The 12,874-nt window shown below is 39.2% G+C and carries 9 protein-coding genes and 1 riboswitch; all 9 genes read left to right on the top strand.

What is annotated here, in order from left to right; all coding sequences use genetic code 11:
- The first annotated feature begins 166 nt into the window (after positions 1-166).
- The 9 genes from ODZ84_RS15985 to ODZ84_RS16025 all read left to right on the top strand — a co-directional run bounded on the left by ODZ84_RS15985 (position 167) and on the right by ODZ84_RS16025 (position 12,870).
- Entirely contained in the window at positions 167-994 is an 828-nt protein-coding gene (locus tag ODZ84_RS15985; RefSeq protein ID WP_266173421.1) for an MbnP family protein, read from the top strand.
- Positions 987-2,030, top strand: a complete 1,044-nt coding sequence (locus tag ODZ84_RS15990) for a cytochrome-c peroxidase (RefSeq protein ID WP_266173422.1) — start codon at positions 987-989, stop codon at positions 2,028-2,030. Before ODZ84_RS15985 ends, ODZ84_RS15990 begins: the two co-directional genes overlap by 8 nt.
- A 10-nt stretch (positions 2,031-2,040) precedes the next feature.
- Positions 2,041-2,982, top strand: a complete 942-nt coding sequence (locus ODZ84_RS15995; RefSeq protein ID WP_266173423.1) for a transporter — start codon at positions 2,041-2,043, stop codon at positions 2,980-2,982.
- 181 nt (positions 2,983-3,163) lie between these two features.
- Positions 3,164-3,349, top strand: a riboswitch (cobalamin riboswitch).
- A gap of 111 nt (positions 3,350-3,460) precedes the next feature.
- Positions 3,461-5,491 carry a TonB-dependent receptor plug domain-containing protein gene (locus ODZ84_RS16000; RefSeq protein WP_266173424.1) on the top strand — a complete coding sequence of 677 codons (2,031 nt, stop codon included), beginning with the start codon at positions 3,461-3,463 and terminating at the stop codon, positions 5,489-5,491.
- Positions 5,488-6,624 carry a YncE family protein gene (locus ODZ84_RS16005; RefSeq protein WP_266173425.1) on the top strand — a complete coding sequence of 379 codons (1,137 nt, stop codon included), beginning with the start codon at positions 5,488-5,490 and terminating at the stop codon, positions 6,622-6,624. The genes ODZ84_RS16000 and ODZ84_RS16005 overlap by 4 nt, the downstream gene beginning before the upstream one ends.
- Positions 6,625-6,638: 14 nt before the next feature.
- Positions 6,639-7,838, top strand: a complete 1,200-nt coding sequence (locus ODZ84_RS16010; protein WP_266173426.1) for a cell surface protein — start codon at positions 6,639-6,641, stop codon at positions 7,836-7,838.
- 32 nt (positions 7,839-7,870) lie between these two features.
- Positions 7,871-10,141 carry a T9SS type A sorting domain-containing protein gene (locus ODZ84_RS16015; protein ID WP_266173427.1) on the top strand — a complete coding sequence of 757 codons (2,271 nt, stop codon included), beginning with the start codon at positions 7,871-7,873 and terminating at the stop codon, positions 10,139-10,141.
- A gap of 323 nt (positions 10,142-10,464) precedes the next feature.
- Positions 10,465-11,289, top strand: a complete 825-nt coding sequence (locus tag ODZ84_RS16020) for a hypothetical protein (protein WP_266173428.1) — start codon at positions 10,465-10,467, stop codon at positions 11,287-11,289.
- A 105-nt stretch (positions 11,290-11,394) separates the two neighbouring features.
- Positions 11,395-12,870, top strand: a complete 1,476-nt coding sequence (locus ODZ84_RS16025; protein ID WP_266173429.1) for a DUF1254 domain-containing protein — start codon at positions 11,395-11,397, stop codon at positions 12,868-12,870.
- Positions 12,871-12,874 lie beyond the last annotated feature (4 nt).

The raw sequence follows: 12,874 nt of genomic DNA on the forward strand, positions 1-12,874 counted from the left end.
TTATCGTTAGGGCGATCCCCTCTCCCGGCTTTTCCAGCACCCGGGTCGGGCTGTCCGCTCATATCTTTTTCAGATTCTTCCTCTGTCAGAATCCAAAAAAGGATAACCGCTACCATCCCTATCGCGATGGGGGCACCTCATTATACATATCACTAAAAAATCAACAATGAAAATTTATAAATTTTTATCATTACTTTATATTGCCTTCACTTTTTTCGCTTTGACCTCTTGTCGTAATAGTGACAGGGAAGACTTCGCGAATGAAACTCCCGGAAATCTTCAGCTTAAATTTGAAAACGGATTCAATAATCTTGGAGATATTGTTCTGAATCAAACTACACAAACCTCTTCGCAGGGACAAAAACATCAGTTTTCTGCACTGAAATATGTGATCAGTAACATCAGTCTGATCGATGAAAAAGGAAATGAGTTCAAATACAATGAAAATAATCCCGATAAAGGTGCCTTCATCGTAGACCAGGCAGATGCCGTAGCCGGAATTATCTATCTCAATCTAAAAGAAATTCCGAAAAACAATTATAAAAAAATAAAATTCGGATTGGGCATCAGTCAGAACGCTTATCTCCTGGGGCACGACGGACAGGCCGAATTCTGGAATAAGGCTAAAGCCAAAGGAATGTCATGGTCCTGGGCGGCCGGTTACATTTTTGTAAAGCTGGAAGGGAAATACGGAACAAATTCTCCCGGTACGGAATTTATGAATCATACCGGAAATATGGGGAATGTTACAGCCAACGGAACACCGGACCTTTACAGGGAAATTACCTTAAATCTCCCGTCCACGGCAAGGGTGACCAGCAATATTACCCCTTCTATTCATATTCTTGCAGATTTTAATCAATATTTGAGTGGGGGAAATTTGCTGTTCCTAACCTCAGCAAACGACATGATGATGGGATCCGGCCAGCATTTGGTCAAGGTTACCGATAATCTGACAAAAATGTTTACCGTAGACCATGTACACAATGATTAAAATATATAAAACAGGAGTACTCCTGCTTTCTCTTTTAAATTTTGTGGCATGTTCAGAGGAGGTGATGGAGCCATTGGAAAAAGATGAGATCTACAACCTGTCCTTTCCGTCATACTTTCCGGAAATGACTTTCGATCAGTCAGGTAATCCCATAACCAAAAATGGGGTGGAACTGGGAAGAAAACTATTCTATGAAGGAAAACTTTCACGAAATAATACCATTTCATGTGGATTTTGTCATATTCAGGAAAATGCATTTACCCATCACGGACATACGGTCAGTCATGGAGTGGACGACAGGACCGGAATACGAAATGCGCCGGCGATCCAGAATATGGCTTTTCTAAAACGGTACATGTGGGATGGAGTTATTCACAATTTAAATGAACAGCCGGTCATTCCCATAACCAACGAAGATGAAATGGATAGTTCAATGCCCGAAGTAATTTCAAAGCTTAAGACAGATTCTAAGTATAAAAAATTATTCAGATCTGCATATGGAGACGAAAATATTACAGGCGAAAGAATACTGAAAGCATTATCACAATTTATGGCGACGATGATTTCTGCAGATGCTAAATATGACCGTGTAAAACAGGGAAAAGAAAATTTTACCTCAGAAGAAGCTCAGGGAATGGGTTTGTTTCAGCAGAAATGTGCCTCCTGTCACAGCGGACCCCTTTTTTCGGATGAAAGTTTCAGAAATACCGGGATGTATTACAATATGCAGTTCAAAGATGCCGGACGTTACCGCGTAACACTCGACCAAAGTGATTGGATGAAATTCCGGGTTCCAGGTCTGCGAAATGTGGAATATACGGCACCCTACATGCATGACGGAAGGTTCTATACGTTAAAAGCGGTGCTTGATTTTTACTCGGATAACGTTGAAGATAATCCTAATCTTGATTCTCAGCTAACGCAAAACGGACATGTCGGAATTGCGATGAATGCCCAGGAAAAACAATTCATTATTACCTTTTTGAAAACGTTGTCTGACAAGAACTTTATTAATGATCCAAAATTTGCGGAATAATTTATTGAACATGAAGAAGATATTTTTAATCATAAGCCTGACATTATTTCATGTAAGTCAGGCTGAAATTATCATTGACAGTCTCTATATTCCTGCGGTTTCTAATCCCATGCTTTTTGAGGATTGTGATGCCTGCGGATGTGCCGCAGGCAACGGGTCGTCCGGTTTTGAATCGTTACTCAATCCTCAGTTTATCGGGATTAAATATTTTGCCCAGCATTATAAGGCAAAAGAAAACCTATTTGTAAAAGATTTGACGCAGGACCAATATTTTAATACCATTCAGCTTTGGGGTAAAATTCCCTTGACGCAAAAACTGAGTATGTATGGAAGCCTGCCGTTTCATTTTCATGAAAAGCAGACCACGCAGGGAGATCTTACAATCCATGGAATCGGAGATCTGAACCTGATGGGAATTTATCAGCTCTTCAGTTCAAAAGATAATCTGCATCAGTTCAATGGAGGACTTGGGGTAAAAGTTCCGTTGGGAAAATTTGATGAAAAAGGCGTTTCGGGAGTCAATCCAAGTTTTCAGCTGGGAACAGGGAGTTGGGATTATCAGATGGTTTTGAATTATAAATTTCAAAAAAATAAACTGGCTCTTCTGGTGAATACAGATTATACCATAAAAACTGAAAACAAAAAGGATTACCGTTTCGGAAATCAATGGAACTATGCGACGACAGGATTTTATCAGATTCTGTCCGGTGACAAAACTCTTTTGTCCGGCAAAATAGGTTTGCAGGGAGAAGTTTACGATACAAACAGACAATTTGGCGAAGCATTGCCCAATACCGCAGGAAGTGCATTATACGGAAAGCTCGGATTTGAGGCTTCCTACGGAAAATTCAGTTTGGGAAGTGAGGTCATGCTTCCTGCATATTCCAATTTGGCAGGAGGAGATATTGAAGCAAGATCCCGATTTAGTATTTTCTTAAATTTTGGAATTTAGAAAGTGCTTTTGTTTCCCACAGATTACACAGATTTTTTTAATTATTAATTTAAAAAGCGAAAAATATACCTTATCATCTGTGAAAATCCGTGGAATCTGTGGGAAATTATAAAATTTATTTTTAAAGTATTTAATTGAAAATCATAGAATTAAATTAAATTTTTATTCTATGATTTATTTTCTATCTTTGCCGCAATCTGGTGAGCCGTAAAAAGCGCTTAAAAGGGAATCCGGTGAAAATCCGGAACAGACCCGCTGCTGTAAGCTCCACTAAACAAGTTTTTGAAGATGATATCCACTGTTATTTAATGGGAAGGATTTCAGAAACGGAGTAAGTCAGAAGACCTGCCAGAAGATTTAACGTTTGACGCTTTCGTGGAATAAAGCTTAGGACATCATTGATTTTGTGCAGTTTACAGCTGTGCTCAGTCGTTGTATTCTTATATCCATTGGCGTCATCATTATTCTAAATGAGCTAATGGTGACAACATTTTTTACATCTCAACTTCAGAAGGTTGTTTTCACAGTATTTGTGTTAACGGCTACCCTTATATTTTCACAATCGAAGAAAGATACGGTAAAGGAACAGACGATCATTCCTGTTCATATTAAAAAGAAAAATTTTAAAGAAATCCTTCCTGCACAGGTTTTATCGGGTGAACAGCTGGATCGATTGAATAGCCAGTCCGTTGCGGATGCCTTACGATATTTTGCCGGAATTCAGATCAAAGATTACGGTGGAATAGGAGGTTTGAAAACCATCAATATCCGAAGTATGGGAAGCCAGCATGTCGGTGTCTTTTACGACGGAATCCAAATCGGTAATGCACAAAACGGGATTGTGGATTTGGGAAGGTATTCGTTGGATGATCTTGAGGAAATTTCGTTGTATAACGGACAAAAGAGTGAAATTTTTCAACCTGCGAAAGATTTCGGTTCTTCGGGTTCTATTTACTTACAACCGAAAATTCCAAGTTTTAAAGGAAACAGAAAGACAAATTTGGTTGTTAAATTTAAGAATAGTTCGATTGATCTTTTTAATCCTTCTTTTCGTCTGGAACAGAAAATTTCTGATAAAATTTCAGCGAGCTTTAGTTCTGAATTTTTGCAGAGTGACGGAATTTACAAATTCAGGTATAAAAAGAAGTATCCTGACGGACAGGTTGCCAATGACACTATTGCTAAAAGATTTGATTCTGATATAAAATCGAAACGTTTTGAAACTTCGCTTAACGGAAAACTGAAAGACGGAGAATGGACGTTGAGAGGATACGGATATTTGTCTGATCGGGGAATTCCCGCAGCCATTGTAAACAATCGTTTCGGCAGTCGTGGACAGCGTTTGAGAGACGAGAATTATTTTGTTCAGGGAAGTTTAAGGAAAAAAATATTTCCAAAATTTGAAACTCAGCTTAAAGCAAAATTTGCTTACGATTATACTTTTTATTCAGACACTCTTTCTACGGAAACAGATTTTCCAGTTCGTAATATATATGTTCAGCGAGAGTTTTATGTTTCTTCTTCCAATGTTTATTCGATTACCAAAGATTGGGATGTAAGTGCGAGTGCAGATTTCCAGTTTAATAATCTGGATGCGAATTTGGTCAATTTTTCCTATCCTAAACGATATACTTCTTTGGTAGCTTTCGCAACGACGTATCAATTAGGAAGATTAAAATTCTTAGGAAGTGTTTTGGGAACTTTTGTTTCGGAAGAAGTAGAAAAGAATTCAAAATCACCCGACAAGAGAGAATGGACGCCTGCAGCTTTTCTGTCTTATAACCCTTTTTCAAACAAAAATCTTACGGTAAGAGCTTTTTATAAAAGAATTTTTAGGATGCCGACTTTTAATGATTTTTATTATACGGTTATTGGAAATACAGCCCTGAAACCCGAATTTACCAATCAATATAATCTGGGTTTGACTTATGAAAAACAATTTTCAGGAAGATTTTTAAAATTAATCTATGCTAAAGCGGATGGTTATTTCAATAAAGTTGAAAATAAAATCATTGCAGCTCCGACAGGAAATTTATTCCGATGGACTATGATGAATCTTGGTAATGTTGAGATCTTGGGAACAGATGTTCATGTTCAGGCCGATCTTCAATTGGGGAAAGTGACGTTAAAACCTCAGATGAATTATACTTTTCAAAGAGCAAGAGATTTTTCGGACAGAAACGAATCTTATTTCGGAGATCAGATTCCTTACACACCTTGGCACAGCGGAAACTTTGTGATGATGGCGGATTACAAAGACTGGAGTTTCAATTACAGCTTTGTGTATGTAGGAGAGCGTTACGACGGACAACAAAATAATATTCAGTACAACTATATCCAGCCTTGGTATACGCATGATTTGTCGGTTCAGAAAAATATTAAGTGGAGAGAGCATCAGTTTAAGGCAAGTGTTGAGGTGAATAATGTTTTCAATCAATATTATGATGTGGTACTGAATTATCCGATGCCCGGAAGAAATTTTAAACTCATCGTAAGTTTTATATTATGAAAAAATTAAACTTTTATCTTTTTATCGGTGTATTATTTTCATTGGTTTCATGTAGAACGGATGAATATATTCCCCGTGAAGAAACGGTTCCGGGACTTGCCCAACCGGAGAATACGGCAATAAAAGGTTTTTATGTCCTGAACGAAGGAAACATGGGAAGCAACAAATGTACTTTGGACTTTTTCGATTATACAACAGGAACCTATCACCGGAATATCTATGCTGAAATCAATCCGAATGTTGTAAAAGAGCTTGGCGACGTTGGAAACGATATCCAAATCTACGGAAGCAAGCTGTATGCAGTGGTGAATGTTTCCAATAAAATAGAGGTGATGGACGCCAAAACTGCGAAACGTATCAAATCGATCGATCTTCAGAACTGCCGTTACATTACATTTAAAAACGGAAAAGCCTACGCTTCAAGCTATGCAGGTCCGGTTTCTATAGATCCTAATGCTCCATTGGGAAAAGTAGTGGAAATCGATACCGCTTCGCTGAATATTCAGAGAGAAGTCGTCGTAGGATATCAGCCTGAAGAAATGCAGATGGTGGGAAACCAGCTTTTTGTAGCCAATTCCGGAGGGTATAAATTCCCGAACTATGACCGCACGGTTTCCGTAGTCGATCTTACTACTTTTAAGGAAACAAAGAAAATAGATGTGGCTATCAATCTTCACCGGATGAAGAAGGACAATTACGGAGATTTGTATGTGACGTCCAGGGGAGATTATTATACCGTTCCTTCCAGTTTATTCTTAATAGATGCGGCAACAGGCACCGTCAAAAAAGATTTCCATCTTTCAGTAAGCGAAATGACAATCGTGAATGACAAACTTTATTATTATGCGAACGAGTTTAATTACAATACGCACACCTACAAAAAATCATTCGGAATCATTGATGTAAAAACCGAGGAAATTATTTCCAATAAGATCATTGGCCAGGAGTACGTAGATGCTATAAAAACACCTTACGGAATAGCTGTGAACCCAATCTCTGAAGATATTTACATTACGGATGCCCGAAATTATGTATCCACCGGTTTTGTGTATTGTTTTGATAAAAACGGGCAATTTAAATGGAAAACCGAAGGCGGAAATATCCCAGCCCATTTCACCTTTTTGTATAAATAAACTGAATTTGAAAAATGGAAAGAAAAACTTTTAACGTAATAAAAACCACTTTTCTCGCCCTTACTGTAGCAACAGTAGTTGGGTGCAAAAGCGACAGAGAAGATGAAGATACCTCAAACTTTACCGGTCTTGAAGAATCTTATACGATAAACCGTTTCAAAGTACTGAATATAAATCCGAAAGCGGGAGGAACCTTTACCTGGAGCATTAATGATTCTGTGATCTCTCAGAATGCTGAGCTGGATTTCATCAGTCCTGTTGTGAAAACCTATCCTTTAACATTAAAGATAGAAAGCAGCGGAGGTGTAAAAACCTACCAGTCTAAAATAATTGTCAGCCATGAAGCCGGAAATTACAGCAAATATATTTCTGATGTTTTAGATTTTCGTCCGGCAGTAGGCCAGTTTATCAATGAAGTTCCGGAATATACAGCGGGAAATACATCCGTTGATATGCTTCAGAAAGCCAAAACATCTTTAATCGGCGGAAACTCCACCATGATCACGCTGGGAGGATATGGCGGCTCTGTTACTTTCGGTTTTGACCATACCATTCCCAATATGAACGGTAAAGATTTTAAAATTCTCGGAAATGCCTTTTGGGGAAATGATACCAGCCAGCCCCGTTCGGGATCTTGTGAGCCTGGAATTATAGTGGTAGCCTACGACAGAAACAAAAACGGAAAACCCGATGAAGACGAATGGTACGAAATTGCCGGCAGCGAATATTTTAAAAATACAACCGTAAAAAATTACAGCATCACTTACTTTAAACCCAATGAAAATAAGATTCCCGTTCCGGGAAATGAGTTTTGGCAGACCGATACCGAATATATCAAATGGGAGGATAATTTAGGGAATTCAGGATTTAAAACAAAAAATACCTTTCATGGGCAAAGCTATTATCCGTTATGGCTTACAGATAGCTCGTACGGTTTTTCGGGAACAAAACTTCAGAACAATTTTTATGATCAGAGCGGAACGGGATCGTATTGGGTAGGAAAATCTTATGACTTCGGATATGCCGATAATGCACCCAATAATGACGACGCATCTAATATTGATATCTCCTGGGCTGTCGACAAAAACGGCAAGTATGTAAAACTTCCGGGGATTGATTTTGTAAAAGTGTACACCGGAATCAATCAGGAAGCTGGATGGCTGGGTGAAGTTTCTACCGAAGTAGCCGGAGCCTATGATTTACATCTGAATTAAAATTTAACAACAATATTTAAATCAATAAAAAAATGAAAAAGTTTTATCTTTTAATGAGCTTTTTTCTCTTCGCATTCTTCACCCATGCGCAGATTAAAGTACAGGGCGTGCCCCGGAATGATATTCAGCTGAATTCTGCCCATAAGAATGCAGCAACTATTAATTTTTCCGATATTCAGTATTGGGTAGGTACCGGAACAAACCAGGCGGCTTTCGCTGTTCAGTGGAATGACAGCAAGAATCCTGATGCCATCGTTTGGGGATTCAGATGGAACGGTTCTGCTACCGGTGAAGATATGTTAAAAGCTATCGCAAAAGCAGATCACAGGTTTTTCTCCCTGCTGTATCAGGGAACACAGTTCGGATCGGCAGTCGGCGGACTTGGCTTTGACCTGAACGGCGCCAACGCTAATGCCCTGTACAAAAACGGGAATGTTACGTACCCGTATTATCCGGTTGACGGAATCGTCAACACGACAGCTTATGATTTTGATGATTATACTGCTGCGGATGCTAACGATCACTGGCAATCCGGATGGGCTACCAACGGATATTGGGCGTATTGGGTAAAAGATCCTGCAGATCCTGATTTCGGATATTCCGGAGCAGGAGCTTCCAGCCGTGTTTTAGTAAACGGATCCTGGGATGTCTGGAACTTCAATGCCGGTTTTGCAGATTTCCCTATTTCTTCAACCATGACAGCCGTTTCACCTTATATTGCCTCGACCAATTTTACCAACGGCTATTTTATGGTGAACGAAGAATGGTACGGACATACAAACGGATCTGTAAATTTCATTGACAGTAATGGGAATATAAATTACAGAGTATACAGCAATGCCAATAACAATCAGGCTTTTGGAGCGACAACGCAATACGGAACTATTTACGGAGACAAGTTTTATTTTATCTCAAAGCAGGCTGCTGATGGCGGAGATACACAATATACTCCGGGCGGAAGGCTGGTGATCGCGAATGCACAGACGATGCAGAAGATTGCAGGATTCAATAATATCGGTGGAGGAGACGGAAGATCTTTCGTAGGCGTAAATGAACATAAGGGATATATCGGAGCGTCTAACGGAATTTATATTTTTGATATTGATCACTTACAGGTAGGAAATTTAATTCCTACAACCGGGGGCGGAAGTCAGTATGCAGGACAGGTCGGAAATATGATCCGTACGCAGCAATACGTCTTTGCCGTAAAACAGACCGTAGGAATTTTAGTCATTGATCCCAATACGGATACTGTGGTGAATACAATTTCAGGAGCTTTCCATTCCATTGTGCAGGCTAAAGACGGAAGTGTCTGGGCCATCCAGGATCAGAAGATCGTGAATATCAATCCGGTTACTTTTGCAAAAACAGAATATGCTATTCCGACGACCAAGTATTTAGGAGCCTGGGGAGCCTGGAATGCAGGAAGTTTAACGGCCAGCAGCCAGCAGAATGCTTTATACTGGATCAATTCCATCAACAGTTTTTCTTCCGGAACACAGATTGTAAAATTTGATGTGACAACGAAGACTTTTAACGAAAACTTTGCCGCAATTCCAGGACAGACAGGGACGTATAAGCAGATTCCTTACGGTGCGGGATTAAGAGTAAACCCTTCTACTGACGAATTAATTTTGAATACAACAGAAAGCGGCTACGGAGCCCATTATCAGAAAAACTGGATTCATACTTTTAACAATACAGGTGTTCTGACCAATACAAAAATATTAAATGACTATTACTGGTTCCCGGCGTTGGCCGTATTCCCCGATAACAGCGCACCGGTAGTAAGCAATACTTTCCCTTCTCAGGTAAACGTTGGCACTGCTACATCCATTGATCTTAAGACAATTGTTTCTGATTCGGATAATTTATCTGCTGCAATTCTTAAATCGGTGAAGTCCAACTCAAATCCTGCTGTGGTAACCGCTTCTGTTAATGCTAATGAAGAGCTGGTCCTGACTCCTGTTGCAAACGGAACCTCCGATATCGTGATCAGCTTTAACTCAAACGGAAAAATCGTTGAAAAAACACTGGTTGTTAATGCTACTGCTTCAGTCCTGGCTACTGCTGAGGTTAAGAAATTGGAATTCGCAGTGTATCCTAATCCTGTTACTGATATTTTATATATCAAAACTCAGGAACAGGTTAAAAATATTACGCTTTATGATATTTCCGGAAAATTGATTAACGTTCAGTATAACAATGGACAAATCAATGTAAGTGCACTTCCGAAAGGGATGTACATCTTACGTGCTACGACTGATAAAGCAGTTTATCAGCAAAAACTAATTAAAAATTAACCAAAACACGTTCTCAATAATTAGATTTTAATCGAAACCCTTTACCGTAAAAAGTAAAGGGTTTTTTTATGCATTGGCCTGCTTATTTTTACTGAAATTGGGACAGCAATAGCTTATGAAAGTCGATAATTTGACTTTCAGAATCTGAAAACGGATTTTAATCGTTTCCATAAGATAAAAACTATCTTAAGAATACTTTTTTCGGGTTTAGCTTTCTCATTTTTGAATAAGAAATTGAATACATAATCTTAAGGGTATTGCAAAAACTGATGAAAGATTGATTGAATTTGACCTGCACTATAAATTTATTAATAATTTATTATATGAAACATCCCTCACGTTTAAATCTTAAATCACCATTGGTATTAATCTTTATTTTTTTTATTCACTATGCTGCCCATGCACAGGAAGTAGAAAAAACTGATTCCAATGTACAGGAACTTGCCGATAAATTAGCCAATCCGGTTGCAAATCTTATCAGTGTTCCCCTGCAGAATAATATTAGCTATGGCATCGGGCCTTTTAACGGATCAAGATATACTGTGAATGTACAGCCCGTCATTCCTTTCAAGCTAAGTGAAAATTTAAATTTAATTACCCGTTATATTGTTCCTGTTGTAGACCAAAGAGACATTACAGGAGAAAGTACGCATGAGTTTGGTTTAAGTGATGCTACCATTACAGCATTTTTTGCGCCCAAAAGCGAGAAAATTATCTGGGGAGCAGGTCCGGCGATTTTAGCACCTATCGCAACCAATAAATTTTTAGGCACTGAAAAATTAGGGGTAGGGCCAAGTGTATTAATTATGCATCAGGCTAAAGGCCTTTCCGCAGGTTTTATAGCCAATCAGATATGGTCGGTGGCAGGAAACGAAAACCGTGAGGATGTTAATCAGTTCTATACACAGATTTTCCTTTCTCACAGCTACAAAAGTGGAGCAAGCCTTGGGGTGAATGCCGAGATCACTCAAAACTGGGCAGCCAATACCACCCTGATTTCCGTGAATCCTTCAATAGGAGCGGTAACCAAATTAGGAAATCAAGTTGTACAATTTGCCTTAATGCCTCTGATTCCCATAGTCGGACCATCGCAGGTAAGACCGGATTGGGGACTTAGAGCAGTGGTAGCTTTTGTTTTTCCTCACTAGTATCCCGGTCTGCAGCGCGTACAGGTTTGGATATCAATAAGGTATAGCCCAATTGAGCACTAAATGATATAGATCTTTTATTTATTTAATACACAAAACAGCCATATGAAAAAAGTATTTATCTTAGTATTAATATTTTCGCAATTAGTAAACTGCAGAAAAGAATCATCAGCAAAAAATACACCTGCTGATTTGGATTCTTCAGCTATAGAGAGAACTATTCTGCCCGGTCCACCCGCTAATATAATATTACCGGATGAGTACGTCAGGCAAGTGGCTTCATTCGCCTATCTGTGGGCTTGGCCTATGGTAAACATCCATAACAGGAAAGTATTGTTTGAAAAGCTTCCGGGACCTTTATATAAAGGGGGCGTGGTGCCGCTGAGTCCACCTAATCAGCTCTGTATGCTTACAGATTATATCAAGCCGGGAGAAAAGGATGTAGCCTGTCCTAACCAGGACGTTGTATACGGCTTTGGATTAACGGACTTTTCGAAAGATGCGCTGGTAGTCCAGGTTCCTGATTTCGGAGACCGGTTCTGGGTATATCAGGTCTGCAACCAGCGGACGGACGGATATGCTTCCCTGGGGAAAATGTATGGTACGGAAGCCGGATTTTATTTGCTGGCAGGGCCTAACTGGAAAGGGAAAGTCCCGTCAGGAATTAAAAAAGTATTCAGATCTTCAACAGACTTAGGTGTTGTTATTCCGCGTGTTTTTCAAACTGATGATCCAGCGGATAAGAAAGCAATTCAGCCTCTTATCCAACAGATATTAATGTATCCCTTAAGTCAGTTTGACGGTAAGATGAAGACAAAAGACTGGACAAAAATTCCCATATTGCCATCTCCCTCAGATGCAGGAAATGAAGAAACAAAATGGGTGAAGCCCGAAACTTTTTTTGATGAATTGCCGGTCATCATGAAAGAAGTTCCATCATTACCGGGTGAAGAAGCGATATATGGACAGATCCGATCTGTGTTAAATGCATCTAAAAATAATCAGAGAATAAAAGATATTCTGAAACAGGCCGCTGTAGAAGCAGATAAGAAATTAATTACACCTTTATTCCAATTCTCTAATGTGGGTTATCCATTAAAATACAACTGGAGCATCCAGGGAAATGGGGCACAGTTTGGTTTAGATTACCTCACGAGGACAGCATGTGCCAAAGCGAATATTTTTGTTAATAAGCCTAATGAAACGAAATATTTCTATCAGGACAAAGATATGAAAGGAGACCGTTTAAAAGGGGATCATAAATATACGGTTACTTTTGAAAAAGGAAATGTGCCTCCTGCGAAAGGTTTCTGGTCGCTTACACTATACAATGAGTACCACTTCTTTGCTCCGAATTCTATAAACCGGTTTTCTTTAGGAACTAAAAACAAAGACTTAAAATATAATCCTGACGGATCTTTAACGCTGTATGTGCAGAATACACCGCCTTCAGACGATAAATTAAGCAACTGGTTACCCGCTCCCAAAGAAGTGTTCTCTTTGTATATAAGATGCTATTGGCCGGAAGACAGAGTGATAAAAGGAATATGGACACCACCTGCGGTTGTTAAAGTGAACTAACGGA

The organism is Chryseobacterium fluminis, from assembly GCF_026314945.1.
Taxonomy (GTDB): Bacteria; Bacteroidota; Bacteroidia; order Flavobacteriales; family Weeksellaceae; genus Chryseobacterium; species Chryseobacterium fluminis.